This window comes from Serratia sp. OS31 (assembly GCF_014164835.1).
Classification (GTDB): Bacteria; Pseudomonadota; Gammaproteobacteria; order Enterobacterales; family Enterobacteriaceae; genus Serratia; species Serratia liquefaciens_A.
In genome coordinates this window covers 35,022-49,968 of record NZ_JACJFQ010000036.1, presented here as the reverse complement: position 1 = coordinate 49,968, position 14,947 = coordinate 35,022, and the positions used below count along the sequence as shown (strand labels likewise).

Sequence of the window (14,947 nt, the reverse complement as noted above, 5' to 3'; positions counted from 1 at the left end):
GAAAAGGATATCCCGTGTCAATGTCCGCAAACGAAGGAATGCAGAGCATTCAGGAAATGGTAGACAGCACGGGGACGCGTCGCGGCCAAGTGCTTTTGCTGATTATGTGCGCGCTTTGTCTTATGTGTGATGGGTTCGATATCCAGGCCATGGGCTATGCCGCACCGGCCATTCGGGATGCCTGGTCGCTGGAAACTGCGGTGTTGGGCCCGGTGTTCAGCGCCGGATTGGCCGGCATTGCCATCGGTGCCTTTGCTCTGGGCTGGCTTGCCGATCGCATTGGGCGCAGGCCGTCCATCATTTCTGCCACGCTCATTTTTGGCGTATTCACCCTGTGTTCTGCCTTCGCCCAGAATGTTAACCAACTGATGGCGTTCCGTTTCCTTGCGGGTATAGCCTTAGGCGGCGTGATGCCCAACTGCATTGCGTTGGTTGTCGAATACAGCCCCTTACGCCAGCGAGCGACCTATATCACTGCGATTACCTGTTTTTTTGCGATCGGCGGCGGTTTGGGTGGCGTTACCGCGGCTTTGCTGATCCCGCTCGTCGGCTGGCAGGCTATTTTTATTCTCGGGGGGCTTTTGCCGATTATCCTGGCGATTTCTATGTGGGCCTACCTGCCGGAGTCGGCACAATGGATGTTGAGATGCGGAAAGGGAGAAGCGGCAATTCGTTCAACCTTGCGAAAAGTGTTTCCGGAGCAGCAGGCCATGAGCGTCGATCTTTCCAACAGCCATGTTGGCATGCAGCGCGCCAAAGCCACGGTGGTTGATCTCTTTCGAGATAACCGCGCCGTGTTCACCTTGCTGCTTTGGCTGGTGAATTTTATGAATCTTATCGATCTCTATTTTTTGGCAAATTGGCTGCCAACCCTGATCAAGGACGCGGGGTTGTCGCTGGAAATCGCTAATTTGGCCACTGGAGCATTACAGTTTGGCGGGGTTCTAGGTACCCTGGCGCTTGGCCGCCTGATTGATAAATTCGGGGCTTACAGCGTGCTTATCACGGGCTTTTCAATCGCGGCCATTTCAATAGCCGCGATAGGTTTTGAGCCGCAAAATCTGCTGATGCTTTTCAGCTCGGTTTTTGTCACGGGCGTTTTCGTCGTCGGGGGCATGCCGGGGGTAAATGCGCTGGCTGCCGGCGGTTACCCGACATTTTTGCGTTCAACCGGATTAGGCTGGGGATTGGGTATCGGGCGGGGCGCTTCGATGCTCGGGCCTCTGTTGGGCGCTGCGTTGATTGCCCGCCATTGGATGGCATCCGATCTGTTGCTGCTTGCGGCTGTGCCGGCGGTGGTGTCTGCGCTGGCCGTATGGGCGATGTGGCTGCAAAAACGCGAAAGTCATTATGATTGATCGGGCGTGATAACCTGATTTCATTGACGTCAGGGAGAGGGCGTTGTTGGCTGGAGTAAAATCGGGATTGGCGGATTTCAGATACAAAAAAACACCCGTTAAGGTGCTTGTCTGTGGTCATTAAGATTGGTTGCGGAGGCCGGATTTGAACCGACGACCTTCGGGTTATGAGCCCGACGAGCTACCAGGCTGCTCCACCCCGCGTCCGTCTTAATGCTTGTATTATCGTAAACCAACTTTCATAAGATACCGCTGGTACAGTATCGGTTGGTTGCGGGGGCCGGATTTGAACCGACGACCTTCGGGTTATGAGCCCGACGAGCTACCAGGCTGCTCCACCCCGCGTCCGTATAATACCTTTTTTTTCATCGAATCCAACCTTTTACTTGATACTGCTGTTGCAGTATCGGTTGGTTGCGGAGGCCGGATTTGAACCGACGACCTTCGGGTTATGAGCCCGACGAGCTACCAGGCTGCTCCACCCCGCGTCCGATGGAAGCGCACTATACTCTCCGTGCGTTTTGTTGCAACCCTTTTTGCATTTTATTGAACTAAAACGGCCTTTCTGACGAATTAGCCCGCAATTTGCGTTCTTTTTCACCATTATCTGACCAGGGGCTTTTTTTATAGGCGGCGATTCCTTTATCTATGGGCGTTTGTTATCGTTCGGCGGGAGATCATATCAGTTGAGAGTGTGCGCGATGAAAGGACGTTGGGGCAAATACCTGCTGGGCGGGTTAATGGTGGCGATACTGGCAGGCTGTTCGTCTAAGCCGACCGATCGGGGACAGCAATATAAGGATGGACGTCTGGATCAGTCGCTGGAGTTGGTGAACCAACCCAACGCGAAAGGGGTTCCGGTTAATGCCAAGGATTATTCAGATCAGCTGATGGAGATCAAATACGCTTCTCCTTCACTTTTTAATCGCAACAACACTACCTATCAGGCAGTACAGAGCTGGATGGCCTCCGGCGCCGATACGCGCAACCTGACCCAGTACGGCCTCAGCGCTTACCAGATGGAAGGCGTAGACAACTACGGCAACGTTCAGTTTACCGGTTACTACACGCCGGTAGTACAGGCGCGCTATACCCAGCAGGGTGAGTTCCGTTATCCGCTGTACCGCATGCCGCCAAAAGGAAAAGGCCGCCTGCCCGATCGCGCGGGCATTTACTCAGGCGCGCTGGATGACCGTTATATCGTGGCGTACACCAACTCCCTGATGGACAACTTTATGATGGAAGTCCAGGGCAGTGGCTATGTGGATTACGGCAACGGCCAGCCGTTGGTGTTCTTCGGCTACGGCGGCAAAAACGGCCATGCTTATCGCAGCATTGGCAAAGTGCTGATCGATCGCGGTGAAGTGGCCAAGGCGGATATGTCGATGCAGGCGATTCGTCAGTGGGCGGATACCCACAGCGCGGCAGAAGTGCGTGAGCTGCTGGAACAGAACCCTTCCTTTGTCTTCTTCCGTCCTGAAGCCTTTGCGCCGGTTCGCGGGGCCAGTGCGGTGCCGTTGATCGCCAAAGCCTCGGTGGCCTCCGACCGTTCACTGATCCCGGCGGGCACCACGCTGCTGGCGGAGGTACCGCTGCTGGACAACAAGGGTAAATTCACGGGAAAATATGAGATGCGTCTGATGGTGGCGCTGGACGTGGGTGGGGCGATCAAAGGCCAGCACTTCGATATGTACCAGGGCATCGGGGCTGACGCCGGCCACTCGGCGGGTTATTACAACCACTATGGCCGCGTTTGGGTGCTCAAAGGCGCCAACGTAAACGCGCCGCTGTTTACCAGCCAGACCCGCTCCGCCTCCGGCGGTTCGCTGCTGGTCACCCGTTAACGGCATCAGGTTTTACCCGATGAATTTCAGTCTGGTCGTCTGATTGTGGCTTGAAAGGCGACGGGTATACCGAAATTGACCCGCAAGGGCCGGGTTTTCCGGTCCTTGCGACTGCTGACAAACTTATAATGTTTGGCGGCAGGCGCTAAAGATTTTGAAAATAAATCTGGAAAATCAATTTATTGATTTTCGGCTGATAACACAAAGGGGGAAAAACCACGCTTTTATCCCCCTTTGTCAATAATCTGAAGGGCCGGATCCTCCGGCCCTTATCATTTGCAAAGTTAAGGTAATAAAAGCGTTATGAGCACAGCCTATTCTGAAGCCTATCTGCAGCGTTTTGGCGGCACGGCACGTTTATACGGTCAGCAGGCGTTGGCGTTGTTTGCCCAGGCGCACATTTGCGTGATTGGCATCGGCGGCGTGGGCTCCTGGGCGGCAGAAGCGCTGGCGCGTACCGGCATCGGCGCTATCACGCTGATTGATATGGACGATGTCTGCGTCACCAACACCAATCGCCAAATCCATGCGCTGCGCCAGCATGTCGGGCAGTCAAAAACGGAAGTGATGGCGGAGCGCATTCTGGCGATCAACCCTGAGTGTCGGGTGACCTGCATTGACGATTTTATTACGGCGGACAACGTTGCCGAGCTGCTCGATAACAATTTCAGCTACGTCATCGACGCGATTGACAGCGTGCGACCGAAGGCGGCACTGCTGGCCTATTGCCGTCGCTACAAGATACCTGTGGTCACCACCGGCGGTGCCGGTGGACAGATAGACCCAACCCAGATTGCGGTGGTGGATTTGGCGAAAACCATTCAGGATCCGCTGGCGGCCAAGCTGCGTGAACGGCTGAAAAATGATTTCAACGTGGTGAAGAACAGCAAGGGCAAGCTGGGCATCGACTGCGTGTTTTCCAGCGAACCCCTGGTTTACCCGCAGCCGGATGGCAGCGTTTGCGCGTCGCGCAGCACTGCTGAAGGGCCAAAAAGAATGGATTGCAGTGCGGGATTCGGTGCGGCAACCATGGTTACCGCGACCTTTGGCTTTGTTGCCGTTTCCCACGCGCTGAAAAAGATGGTGGCGAAAGCCGCGCGTCAGGCGTAGCGGGCGCTTATCGCCTTCACTGCGGCAGCCAGCGCTTCCAGTCCACTGGCTCGGGTGGCGCTGAGCTGGGCGCGTAGCGCCAACCGATCGAACAACCCCAAGGGGTCCATCGCCGCGATTTCTTGCGGCGTTTTTCCTTCTACCGCCGTCAGCAGCACCGCCAACAGCCCGCGTACGATGCGACCTTCGCTGTCACCATAAAAATGCAGCGTCCCGTCCTCCTGCAACTGATGCCCCAGCCAGACCCGGTTTTCACAGCCGCTCAATTCCATTTCCGCTGCGCGTAATGCTTCCGGCAACGGGGGCAGCTGCTTTGCCAGCATGATCAGTTGGCGATAGCGATCTTCCCACTGCTTCAGGGCGGTAAATTTTTCGATTAGCGCCCCGGCGGTGATTTCACGGCCAAAGGGGTGGGGGGCAAGCATAGCGTCTCCGGTGTTCATTCAGTCTAGTCGGCCAGCAGATCGATAGCGTTGATCAGGGCTGTGACCAAAGCATCGACATCTTCCTGGGTGTTATAAGGTGCGAAGGAGGCGCGCAGTGTACCACTGACCCCGAGCGCCGCCATCAGCGGTTGGGCGCAGTGCTGGCCGGCACGCACTGCGATGCCTTGTTCTGCCAGCAGGGTCACGATGTCGCTGTGGTGGATGCCGGCAATATCGAATGCCAGCAGGCTGGAGCCTGAGCAACGGAAGCTGCGAAAGCCCGACAGTGACTCCAACCTTTGCTCGGCGTTATCGGCCAGGTCACGGCTGTAGCGTTCGGCAGCCAACATGTCCTGATTGCCAAGCCACTCCAGTGCGGCGGCTAACCCCAACACGCCGGCGATATTGGGCGTGCCTGCTTCAAAGCAGTGAGGAGGCTTTTGCGGCGTGAACCCCTCGAACGATGCCTGGGTCAGCATCTTGCCGCCGCCCTGCCATGGTGCCATTTGCGCCAATAACTCGCTCTTGCCGTACAGCGCCCCTATGCCGGTTGGGCCATAGAGTTTGTGGCCGGAGAACGCGTAGAAATCAATATCAAGCCGCTGAACATCAGCGGGGCAGTGCACTATGCCCTGCGCACCGTCAATCATCACGCGTGCGCCGGCGCTGTGGGCCAGGCTGATGGCGTGCGCCAAATCCGGGCAACCGCCGGTGACGTTGGACATCTGCCCCAGCGCCAGCAGACGGGTTTTAGCATTGAGCAGCCCTGGCAACAGGGTCAGGTCCGGCAGGCGATCTGCGCCAAGGGGCAGTTTTACCACCCGGGCGCCGGTTTGCTCCGCCACCATCAACCAGGGGATCAGATTGGCGTGATGCTCTGCTTCACTCACCAGGATTTCGTCACCCGGTTGCAGCAGGGGACGAGCATAGCTTTGCGCAACCAGGTTGATCGCTTCGGTGGTACCGCGGGTCCAGATAATGTCATCGGCTGAAGGGGCGTTGATCAGTGTCGCGACCTGTTGGCGCGCCTGCTCGAAACGGACGGTCAGGTCCTGTGCGGCCCTATGCTGGCTACGATGCACCGTAGCCGCATCGTCACGATAAAACTGCTGCGTAGCAGCAATGACCGCCAGAGGTTTTAATGCGGTTGCGGCGCTGTCGAGATAAATGCCCGCCTGCTGCAATGCAGGAAACTGATTACGGAAGTCGATGGGATTAAAAGGTGTCATACCCTGATTGTCACTGGCTGGAGTCAATCATTGATCCTGTCTTATTTTACGGCTGGAGACAAGCTATCCCGACCATTAGGACTTATCGCCTGGAAATCTCGGGAAAGTTTGTTATGCTAATAAGTACGCGCTAAATAATGGCGTTGAATAATAGAAAGGGTTTTTACAGCATTTAAAACTACAAGGAGTCCACAATGAAGAAGACAGCCGCAGTTATCTCTGCTCTGATGCTTACGTTCACCCTGGCAGCTTGCTCCAGCAATTACGTGATGCACACCAATGATGGGCGCACTATTGTCGCCGACGGCAAGCCAAAAGTGGACAACGACACCGGTATGATCAGCTATAAAGATGCCAACGGCGTTGAGCAGCAGATCAACCGTTCCGACGTGAAAGAAATGGTTGAAAGCAACCAGTAAACGTCAGGCAAAAAAAAGCACCGCAAAGCTTGCGGTGCTGCATAAAATCACTATGGACAGACAGGGTAAATGTACAGGAAGTGAAAAAACAGTAGCTTAGCTACCACGTCTGGATTGCCAGACAATTTGCAAACACAACATCACAACCACAAGCCAAAAGTTCATCGGCGTCCTCGACACCCAATCCCTTTTCGTTCCGGCCCGGGAAGTGCCGCCACTATAGGTATTTGCTGGCGCATGCTCAACGGACAATTTATAATGGCTCGGATTAAAAAAACTAATGGTAGTGCTTTGTTGTTCTGTGCCTATAGCACGGCACACAACGCCGCCTGATTTTTTATGCCGAATCACTCGGAATATTGTTACACAAAAGTAGCTAATAAATGTCTAAACGCTTACCACCTCTGAATGCACTGCGGGTCTTTGACGCGGCTGCCCGTCACCTGAGTTTTACCAAAGCGGCTGAAGAACTGTTTGTCACCCAGGCCGCGGTGAGCCACCAGATCAAGTCGCTGGAGGACTTCCTTGGCCTGAAGCTGTTTCGGCGCCGCAACCGCTCGCTGTTGTTGACGGAAGAAGGGCAAAGTTATTATCTGGATATCAAGGAAATCTTCTCCTCGATCAATGAGGCTACGCGCAAGTTACAGGCACGCAGCGCCAAGGGGGCATTGACCGTCAGTTTGCCCCCGAGTTTTGCCATTCAGTGGTTGGTGCCTCGTCTGTCCGGCTTTAACTCAGCTTATCCGGGAATTGACGTGCGTATCCAGGCGGTGGACCGTGAAGAAGACAAGCTGGCGGATGACGTTGACGTGGCTATTTTCTATGGCCGCGGCAACTGGACAGGGTTGCGCGCAGAACGTTTATACGCGGAATACCTGCTGCCGGTATGTTCTCCCAGCCTGCTTACCGGCGAACATGCGTTAAAAATGACGAGCGATCTGGCTTATCACACGCTGCTGCATGATACTTCACGCCGCGACTGGCTGGCCTACACGCGCCAGTTGGGGTTGCAGCACATCAATGTGCAGCAGGGGCCGATTTTCAGCCACAGCGCCATGGTGGTTCAGGCTGCAGTGCATGGACAGGGGATTGCACTGGTCAATAACGTGATGGCGCAGACCGAGATCGAGGCCGGGCGATTGGTATGCCCGTTCAACGACGTCCTGGTCAGTAAAAATGCTTTTTATCTGGTATGTCATGACAGTCAGGCAGAACTGGGTAAAATAGCCGCCTTTCGTCAGTGGATCCTGGCGCGGGCAGCCAGCGAGCAAGAAAAGTTCCGCTTTCGCTACGAACAATGAGGCCGGTCGCCGTTTTGTCGCCGCCGGTTTTTTTCAATAAAGGTAAATAACGATGAGCAGTCGTTCAATGCTGATTTTTGCCGCTATCAGTGGTTTTGTATTTGTTGCTCTGGGCGCGTTTGGCGCACACGTATTAAGTGGCACGCTGGGCGCTAACGAGATGGCCTGGATCCGTACCGGGCTGGACTATCAGGGCTTTCATACCCTGACGATCCTGGCGCTGGCGGTGGCGATGCAACGCCGTGTCAGCCTGTGGTTTTACTGGAGCGGGGCGTTATTGGCGCTCGGCACCGTACTGTTCAGCGGCAGCCTGTACTGTCTGGCGCTGTCGCACCTGAAGGTCTGGGTCTATATCACGCCGATTGGCGGCGTGTGTTTCCTGGCCGGTTGGGTATTGATGTTGATTGGCGCTTTGCGTCTGAGGAAAAAGGCCGAGCGCCATGAATAAGATTGCGTTGTATTGCCGCCAGGGTTTTGAAAAAGAGTGTGCGGCGGAAATTACCGCCAAGGCTGCCGAACTGGAAGTGTTTGGTTTCGCCAGAGTGAAGGACAACAGCGGCTACGTGCTTTTCGAGTGCTATCAGCCGGACGATGCCGATCGCCTGGCGCGGGAAATTCCGTTCCGTGAACTGATTTTTGCCCGCCAGATGTTGGTGGTGGGTGAGCTGCTGCGCGATTTACCGCCGGAAGATCGCGTATCGCCGATCGTCGGCATGCTGATTGGCGTGGTCGACCGTGGTGGTGAGCTGCGAGTAGAAGTGCCGGACACCAACGAAAGCAAAGAGCTGATGAAGTTCTGTCGCAAACTGACGGTGCCGTTGCGCGCTGCGATGCGTGAGCAGAAAGTGTTGATGGCGCGTGAGAATGCAACCCGTCCAGTGGTGCACGTGTTCTTTATCGCGCCGGGTTGCTGTTATGTCGGTTACTCCTTCAGCAACAACAACTCGCCGTTCTATATGGGCATTCCGCGTCTTAAGTTCCCTTCCGACGCGCCAAGCCGTTCTACGCTGAAGCTGGAAGAGGCATTCCACGTGTTTATCCCTGCCGACGAGTGGGACGAGCGTTTGGCCAGCGGCATGCATGCGGTCGATCTGGGCGCCTGTCCTGGAGGTTGGACCTACCAACTGGTGCAACGCAGCATGATGGTGCACGCGGTGGACAATGGCCCGATGGCGCCAAGCCTGATGGATACCGGACAGGTAACCCATCACCGTGCCGACGGTTTCAGGTATGAACCTTCCAGCAGCAAGATTTACTGGCTGGTGTGTGACATGGTGGAAAAACCTGCCAAGGTGACCAGTTTGATGATCCAGTGGTTGGTGAAAGGCTGGTGCCGCGAGGCGATCTTCAACCTGAAGCTGCCGATGAAAAAACGCTACGAAGAGGTTTCGCAGAACCTGCAGTCGATCAAGGAAGCCTTGGATGCGGCGGGTATCAGCTCACAAATTCATGCCAAGCAGCTGTATCACGATCGTGAAGAAGTTACCGTACACGTCCGCCGCATGTGGTCGGCCGTGGGTGGGCGTCGCGACGAGCGTGACTGATTGACAGGGCGCAACCGCGCCCTGGTTTAAGCCGGTAACCGCAGCTGCTGCAGGTTACCGGTTAACGTCAGGTCGGTGCGCAAGGTGGCGACCTTTTTACTGACATAGGCCATGTCGCGGTGTTGTTGAAGTTTGCCGCGCCATTTCTCCGGCACCTGCTCCAGGGCCTGGTAGAGCCCGTCCAGTGAACCTGCCTGCTGCAACAGCAGCACCGCCGTTTTCGGTCCGATGCCGGCTACGCCAGGGATCTTGCTGCTGCTGATCCCCGCCAATCCCCAATAGTCCGCCAACTGCTGTGGCGATACCCCAAACTCCTGCTGCACAAACGGCATATCCAGCCAGCGCTTTTGAAAGTAATCGCGGATTTGTACGCTGGGTGCCAACAACTGGCAGTAACCTTTGTCGGTGGACACGATAGTGACCTGATGGCCGCCGCCTGCAATTTTGGCCGTCAGCGTTGCCGCCAGATCGTCCGCTTCATTGCCTGGCGAATGCCAACAGGCAACGCCAAGAGCTTCGAACGCCTGGCGAAGCTGGGGCATTTCCTGCTGTAAATTCTCCGGCATCGGCGAACGTCCGGCCTTGTAGTCGGGCAGGATCTGGTGACGCCAGCTTTCGCTGCGATCGTCCTCGTCGAATACCGCCACCGCATGCGTTGGGCGGCTATGCTGGATCAACTGTTGCAGTGCGTGCTGGCAGGCGTTGACACAGGGCGATCCCTGCACGGCGTGAATGCGGCGGATAAGGTTGAGGGCGTCGACAATCAGTAGGTGTATAGGCATGAACTCGTCGTCTTTCAAGCTGCAGCGTTGTTGACTTCACGTACTCTCCCCTAAGTAAGAGCCGGGGGATGAACACGCTTTCCGCCTGGCTGCAACTTGAAATCCATAGAGAGTAAAGGCGAAAAAGTCAGGTAAAAGAAGGGCGGCTATCAGGCCGCCCCGGATGGCTAATTAAGCGACTATTTCGTAGCAGGGCACATAGGCGCTGCCCGGCAGCTTCATACGGTGTTGAGCGACGAAGCCCTGCAACAGGCTGTCCATCTGTTTCATCATCTGCGGCTCGCCGTGCAGCTTGTACGGGCCGAACTGCTCGATGGCATGAATGCCATTTTCCTTCACGTTGCCGGCGACGATGCCGGAAAACGCGCGGCGCAGCGCAGCGGCCAACTGTTCGGCCGGCTGGTCCGGATACAGGTTGAGATTCGCCATATTTTCATGGCTCGGCTCGAACGGCAATTGCAGATCCGGCGCGATGCGAATAGACCAGTTGAAGCTGTAAGCATCGCCGGTATTGCGACGGTTTTCTTTCACCAGCGGCATGGCCTTTTTCATCTGACGCGCCACTTCCGCCGGATCGTCGATGATGATGGTGTAATGGCGACGCGCTTCGTCCCCCAGCGTGTTCATGATGAACTCGTCCAGCACGCGGAAATAGTCGGCGCTCTCTTTTGGCCCGGTGAGGATCAGCGGCAAGACCTGTTCGCTGTTTTCCGGGTTCATCAGAATACCCAGCAGATACAGCAGTTCCTCCGCCGTGCCGACGCCGCCAGGGAAGATGATGATCCCGTGGGCGATACGGACGAAGGCCTCCAGGCGTTTTTCGATGTCCGGCATGATCACCAGCTCATTGACCAGCGGGTTTGGCGGTTCTGCGGCAATGATTGAAGGTTCGGTCATGCCGATAAAACGGCTGTTGCGGTAGCGCTGTTGGGCGTGGCCCACGGCGGCGCCTTTCATCGGCGCTTCCATGGCGCCCGGTCCGCAACCGGTACAGATATTCAGCTCGCGCAGGCCCAGCTGACTGCCGACCTTGCGGGCATAGAGATATTCGTTTTCATTGATCGAATGGCCGCCCCAGCACACCACCAGGTTAGGGTCTTCATCGAGGTGCAATGCACGGGCGTTGCGCAGGATAGAGAACACCAGGTTGGTAATGTGGGCCGAGTTTTCCAGGTTCAGATGCTGGAAACGACCGGCGCTGTCAATCTGTCCGTGAACGAACAGAATATCGCGCAGCACGGCGAACAGGTTGGCCTGCAGCGAGCGGATTATTCTACCGTCGACAAAGGCGTCTTCCGGCGGGTTAACCAGTTCGAGTTTGACACCACGCTCACGGCGCAGCACGTTGATATCAAAGGTTTCGTAGCGTGACAGCAGCTGTTTGCTGTTGTCGGTCTGGCTGCCGGAGTTCAAAACGGCCAGCGAACAGTTGCGGAACAAACGGTATAGATCACTGCTGGCGGTACGCTTCAGCATGTCTACTTCCAGCTGCGACAGCAAATCCATAGAGCCAAGCGGGCTGATGTGTGTAATCAAGGTAACTCCTTTGCACCCGGAACGGGGCAGTAGCAATCCATACGCAGCAGAACAGCATCTCGTTATTGTCAGGGCACGGCGGCAAAACCCGACCGGAATGCCCGGCGCTCCTGATTTAACCTTACCGCCGTCCCCAGATTTTTACCAACACAAACCACTCGTTAGCTCAGTTGTTGAGCAATGTTTCGCATTATTGGCATGCCAGGCAATCTGGTGACAGGACAAAGTCTGTTTTGCTGCTGCAGGGATTGATGTCCAAAACCCGACGCGACGGGGGCAACGTGCTATACCGTCAGGCTTTGCCCAGAGTCAATTCTGACAGGGAGGGGGGATAGGAGGACATCTGCTGTCACCTTGGTGAGAGATAGGTACAATGGTCGCCAGTTTACCGTATGCGAGAAAAAATATGGACCACGATGTACCGCACGCCCTGCGTGAATTCACCCAGCGTTATGTTGATCTTTGGCAGCAGGAGCGCGGTCATGCGCCGGCAAGTCAGGATCTGTACGGCGTGCCGTCGCCCTGCCTGGTCGAAAACCGCGATGACCAGGCGCTGTGGTTGCCGCAACCCTTCACCCCGGCAGCGACGTTGGAAAAGGTAGAAACTGCGCTTGAGCTTCGTCTGCAGCCCGACATCAACCTGTTTTACACCCAACAGTATGCGGGTGACATGGGCGCGCAGTTCGGCGAGCATCATCTCACCCTGCTGCAGGTGTGGAGCGAGGATGATTTTATTCGCCTGCAGGAAAACCTGATCGGCCATCTGGTGACGCAAAAACGGCTGAAACTGTCACCGACGTTGTTCCTGGCAACCACCGAATCAGAAATGACGCTGGTCTCGTTGTGCAACGTCAGCGGGAATGTGGTGCTGGAGCAATTTGGCAGCAATAAGCGCACCTTACTGGCGGCTTCGCTGGGTAATTTTCTCGATGCATTGCGCCCACGGATTGACGTTTGACGCTAATTTAACCACGGCCCGTGTGCGATATATCTCACACGGGCTGTGAGAGATCGCTTTTAATTTTCACCGCATTGCCGGTGATATGGGTTTTATTGTTATCCAGATCAATTGGTTAGTTTTTCTTTAGGATAACTCTTAGCATTAATTTCCTGTCAGCCTACCAGTAAGCTCTTGTGAACCCGGGATAATTAAGCGATCTTATGTTCACCGGAAGGGATACGGCGGAGCTGGAAAGCATCAGGATGATGCAGCTTCAGGAAGAAGAAGTGGATGCGCTCAGTGAAGAGCGGAGGACGGCGTCAGGAGATGCCAGGATGTTTCAGGATTGAAACCAGGGACACCTCCAGGATGGAGATTGAGAGCCGGCAAAGGACCGTTGGCGGGTCATGAAGACTGAGGAACCGCATCAGGACGATGCTACGGGACAACGCCAGGATGGTTTGGTCAGGATGGCCGCAGGAAAAGTTTTCAAGGACTGAGCAGGGAGCACACTGTGTAGCGGGACTGCTATAAAACGAACCGAGGGCACTGTTAGCGCAGTGCCCTCAACTTTTTATACGGATTTATGCTTTAAGCCGTCAACGGGCTTAACCCTGCTCGAATTCATCTCAGTTGTTAACCAATCGCCCCCAGCGTATCGCCATCGACCTGTTTTTTAGGCAGCAGGAACAGCGTGGCATAAATATCCAGCAGATAAATAGCCGCCAGCAGGCTGATTGCCGCAGCGAAGGATACCTGTGTCACCAGTGCGCCGATCACCAATGGCCCCAGGCCACCGACGCCGCGCCCAAGATTGAACAGAATGTTTTGCGCGGTAGCACGCGCCTGTACCGGGTAAGTATCGGAAATCAACGCGCCGTAGCCGCCAATCATCCCATTCACGAACATTCCCATCAGCGCGCCGGCAAACAGCATTAACGTCGGGTCGCTAAGCTGTGCATAGACCACCACCATCACCACCGCACCGATCTGATAGCTGATAAAAATCTTCCAGCGGCTGAAGCGGTCGGCCAAGACGCCAAACAGCCAGATGCCGAACGTCATGCCTATCACCGTAACCGCAGTCCACAGGCCTGACTTGGTTAATGAGAAACCGAAGTTTTTGGCCAGGTAGGTCGGCATCCAAATCATCAGCCCGTAATAGCCGAAGTTCTGCACCGAGCACAAAATAAAAATACCGATACTGGCCTTGCTGGTGGCGCGGTCTTTGAACAGCAGCCTGATACGCTGGGCAAAAGAAAGCTGTTCGCCGGTGCTTTGTTGGCGTACGAACGCTTCCGGTTCTCCCAAGGTGCGGCGGATCAGGAACGACGCCAGTGCGGGCAACAAGCCCACTAGGAACATGCCACGCCAGCCGATATGCGTCAGCAGGAGCGGGGTGAGAAACGCCGCCGCCAATACGCCAAGCTGCCAGCCCATGCCCACGTAGGCAGAGGCTCGATTGCGTTTTTCAGCCGGCCAGGCTTCGGCGATCAGCGCCATGCCGATACCGAACTCACCCCCCAACCCGATGCCCGCCAGCGTGCGGTAGGCGAGCAAATCCCAATAGCCTTGTGCCAGAGCGCAAAGGCCGGTAAACAACGAGAACATCAGGATGGTGATGGTCAATACCCGGATACGCCCAAAGCGATCGCTGAGGTGACCGAAAATCACCCCGCCCAGTACGGCGCCGATCAGCGTCCAGGTGACCAGCGAACCGGCGGCGGAAGAGCTCAATCCCATTTCGATACTGATGGCCGGCAGCATAAAGCCGAGGATCAGCAAGTCAAAGCCGTCCATGGCGTAGCCGGTGACCGAAGCCAGCATGGCTTTGCCGGGCGTGGCGTGGTTTTTTGTCGGTGTGATTGCAGGCATGTGTCTAATCTGTTTGGTTTAGTCGGTGGGCCTATTGTGCCGTGGGGCGCTGGACGCCACCAGATAAAAACGGCTGCGCTAGTCAAGTCAGCCGAATTTGGGCTATAAAAATGCTATGCTTTGCCGCTTTTCAGCCACGCGGCTGAATCATCATCATGAAAATAGATCGGGAATGCAGATGAGTATAAATAATCAGGTTCGCCACAGTTTGCAGGCGATTGAACAGTCAATGCGCGATCTGGCTCTGTGGCAGGCCGCGCCGCCTGAACCTGAGGCCTTCACCAGTACTGAACCTTTCTGCGTAGACAGCATGTCGGCCGAAGCCTGGCTGCAATGGGTGTTTCTGCCGCGTATGTACGCGCTGCTGGATGCGGATGCGCCTTTACCTACGCGCTTTGCCATCACGCCTTATTTTGAAGAGGCGCTGAAAGACAATGAGCCCAACTGCATGCCGCTGCTGGTTGTGCTGCAGAAATTGGATAACATGCTGAATAAAGAGTCGTAATTATATTCCGACGTGGCCGCTGATTTTCGCCAGGCGGCAGATGGATGTATTAGCGCAGACGCCAGGACAGGGTATTTGG

At 55.7% G+C, this 14,947-nt stretch carries 14 protein-coding genes and 3 tRNA genes; 9 read left to right on the top strand and 8 right to left on the bottom strand.

The features are described from left to right. Nucleotides 1–1,358 (top strand): MFS transporter (locus H5P17_RS22690; protein ID WP_220496945.1); only part of this gene is annotated, 1,358 nt, incomplete at its 5' end. 127 nt (nucleotides 1,359–1,485) lie between these two features. Here H5P17_RS22690 and H5P17_RS22685 read toward each other — a convergent pair. The 3 genes from H5P17_RS22685 to H5P17_RS22675 form a co-directional block, all read right to left on the bottom strand. Further along, a tRNA-Met gene (locus H5P17_RS22685) sits at nucleotides 1,486–1,562 on the bottom strand. A gap of 64 nt (nucleotides 1,563–1,626) precedes the next feature. Then, nucleotides 1,627–1,703, bottom strand: a tRNA-Met gene (locus tag H5P17_RS22680). Nucleotides 1,704–1,769: 66 nt separating this feature from the next. Then, nucleotides 1,770–1,846: transfer RNA gene (locus H5P17_RS22675), tRNA-Met, on the bottom strand. Between the two features lie 213 nt (nucleotides 1,847–2,059). On the opposite strand from H5P17_RS22675, the gene mltA reads away from it, so the two are divergent. Continuing rightward, a complete protein-coding gene (mltA, locus tag H5P17_RS22670; protein WP_182825353.1) occupies nucleotides 2,060–3,202 on the top strand; it encodes a murein transglycosylase A in 1,143 nt (380 codons plus the stop codon). 303 nt (nucleotides 3,203–3,505) lie between these two features. After that, nucleotides 3,506–4,312, top strand: a complete 807-nt coding sequence (gene tcdA, locus H5P17_RS22665) for a tRNA cyclic N6-threonylcarbamoyladenosine(37) synthase TcdA (protein ID WP_020828384.1) — start codon at nucleotides 3,506–3,508, stop codon at nucleotides 4,310–4,312. Here tcdA and csdE read toward each other — a convergent pair. Together csdE and csdA are read right to left on the bottom strand one after the other, a co-directional pair. Further along, nucleotides 4,303–4,737 carry a cysteine desulfurase sulfur acceptor subunit CsdE gene (csdE, locus tag H5P17_RS22660; RefSeq protein ID WP_182825351.1) on the bottom strand — a complete coding sequence of 145 codons (435 nt, stop codon included), beginning with the start codon at nucleotides 4,735–4,737 and terminating at the stop codon, nucleotides 4,303–4,305. The two genes, tcdA and csdE, sit on opposite strands and share 10 nt — an antisense overlap. A gap of 23 nt (nucleotides 4,738–4,760) precedes the next feature. Then, on the bottom strand, nucleotides 4,761–5,966 hold the full coding sequence (gene csdA / locus H5P17_RS22655; RefSeq protein WP_182825355.1) for a cysteine desulfurase CsdA: 1,206 nt from the start codon (nucleotides 5,964–5,966) through the stop codon (nucleotides 4,761–4,763). A 194-nt stretch (nucleotides 5,967–6,160) separates the two neighbouring features. Between csdA and H5P17_RS22650 the strand changes: the two genes are divergently transcribed. The 4 genes from H5P17_RS22650 (at nucleotide 6,161) to rlmM (ending at nucleotide 9,230) form a co-directional block, all read left to right on the top strand. Further along, on the top strand, nucleotides 6,161–6,385 hold the full coding sequence (locus H5P17_RS22650) for a YgdI/YgdR family lipoprotein (RefSeq protein WP_004952250.1): 225 nt from the start codon (nucleotides 6,161–6,163) through the stop codon (nucleotides 6,383–6,385). A gap of 383 nt (nucleotides 6,386–6,768) precedes the next feature. Next, nucleotides 6,769–7,686, top strand: coding sequence for a transcriptional regulator GcvA (locus H5P17_RS22645; protein WP_044553150.1), 918 nt, complete (start codon nucleotides 6,769–6,771; stop codon nucleotides 7,684–7,686). Between the two features lie 52 nt (nucleotides 7,687–7,738). Next, nucleotides 7,739–8,134 (top strand): DUF423 domain-containing protein, encoded by a 396-nt coding sequence (locus tag H5P17_RS22640; RefSeq protein ID WP_156033854.1) that lies wholly within the window; start codon nucleotides 7,739–7,741, stop codon nucleotides 8,132–8,134. Then, nucleotides 8,127–9,230: a 23S rRNA (cytidine(2498)-2'-O)-methyltransferase RlmM gene (gene rlmM, locus H5P17_RS22635; RefSeq protein WP_044553149.1), complete on the top strand. Its 1,104-nt coding sequence runs from the start codon at nucleotides 8,127–8,129 to the stop codon at nucleotides 9,228–9,230. Before H5P17_RS22640 ends, rlmM begins: the two co-directional genes overlap by 8 nt. Nucleotides 9,231–9,256: 26 nt before the next feature. Here the strand turns inward: rlmM and xni are convergent, their stop codons facing one another. Both xni and ppnN read right to left on the bottom strand, forming a co-directional pair. Further along, nucleotides 9,257–10,012 carry a flap endonuclease Xni gene (xni, locus tag H5P17_RS22630; RefSeq protein ID WP_182825349.1) on the bottom strand — a complete coding sequence of 252 codons (756 nt, stop codon included), beginning with the start codon at nucleotides 10,010–10,012 and terminating at the stop codon, nucleotides 9,257–9,259. A gap of 171 nt (nucleotides 10,013–10,183) precedes the next feature. Continuing rightward, nucleotides 10,184–11,548 carry a nucleotide 5'-monophosphate nucleosidase PpnN gene (ppnN, locus tag H5P17_RS22625; RefSeq protein WP_004952240.1) on the bottom strand — a complete coding sequence of 455 codons (1,365 nt, stop codon included), beginning with the start codon at nucleotides 11,546–11,548 and terminating at the stop codon, nucleotides 10,184–10,186. Between the two features lie 406 nt (nucleotides 11,549–11,954). On the opposite strand from ppnN, the gene syd reads away from it, so the two are divergent. Further along, entirely contained in the window at nucleotides 11,955–12,506 is a 552-nt protein-coding gene (syd, locus tag H5P17_RS22620; protein WP_044553144.1) for a SecY-interacting protein, read from the top strand. Nucleotides 12,507–13,124: 618 nt separating this feature from the next. On the opposite strand, the gene H5P17_RS22615 is transcribed toward syd, so the two are convergent. Beyond that, entirely contained in the window at nucleotides 13,125–14,363 is a 1,239-nt protein-coding gene (locus H5P17_RS22615) for an MFS transporter (protein ID WP_182825347.1), read from the bottom strand. 178 nt (nucleotides 14,364–14,541) lie between these two features. On the opposite strand from H5P17_RS22615, the gene H5P17_RS22610 reads away from it, so the two are divergent. After that, nucleotides 14,542–14,868 (top strand): YqcC family protein, encoded by a 327-nt coding sequence (locus H5P17_RS22610; RefSeq protein ID WP_044553864.1) that lies wholly within the window; start codon nucleotides 14,542–14,544, stop codon nucleotides 14,866–14,868. Nucleotides 14,869–14,947 lie beyond the last annotated feature (79 nt).

Excerpts from the sequence above, each read along its gene's own strand:
- xni (WP_182825349.1), bottom strand. The coding sequence starts at position 10,012 with ATGCCTATACACCTACTGATTGTCGACGCCCTCAACCTTATCCGCCGC.
- tcdA (WP_020828384.1), top strand. The coding sequence starts at position 3,506 with ATGAGCACAGCCTATTCTGAAGCCTATCTGCAGCGTTTTGGCGGCACG.
- H5P17_RS22645 (WP_044553150.1), top strand. The coding sequence starts at position 6,769 with ATGTCTAAACGCTTACCACCTCTGAATGCACTGCGGGTCTTTGACGCG.
- H5P17_RS22615 (WP_182825347.1), bottom strand. The coding sequence starts at position 14,363 with ATGCCTGCAATCACACCGACAAAAAACCACGCCACGCCCGGCAAAGCC.
- csdE (WP_182825351.1), bottom strand. The coding sequence starts at position 4,737 with ATGCTTGCCCCCCACCCCTTTGGCCGTGAAATCACCGCCGGGGCGCTA.
- H5P17_RS22650 (WP_004952250.1), top strand. The coding sequence starts at position 6,161 with ATGAAGAAGACAGCCGCAGTTATCTCTGCTCTGATGCTTACGTTCACC.
- H5P17_RS22610 (WP_044553864.1), top strand. The coding sequence starts at position 14,542 with ATGAGTATAAATAATCAGGTTCGCCACAGTTTGCAGGCGATTGAACAG.
- syd (WP_044553144.1), top strand. The coding sequence starts at position 11,955 with ATGGACCACGATGTACCGCACGCCCTGCGTGAATTCACCCAGCGTTAT.
- csdA (WP_182825355.1), bottom strand. The coding sequence starts at position 5,966 with ATGACACCTTTTAATCCCATCGACTTCCGTAATCAGTTTCCTGCATTG.
- mltA (WP_182825353.1), top strand. The coding sequence starts at position 2,060 with ATGAAAGGACGTTGGGGCAAATACCTGCTGGGCGGGTTAATGGTGGCG.
- H5P17_RS22640 (WP_156033854.1), top strand. The coding sequence starts at position 7,739 with ATGAGCAGTCGTTCAATGCTGATTTTTGCCGCTATCAGTGGTTTTGTA.
- rlmM (WP_044553149.1), top strand. The coding sequence starts at position 8,127 with ATGAATAAGATTGCGTTGTATTGCCGCCAGGGTTTTGAAAAAGAGTGT.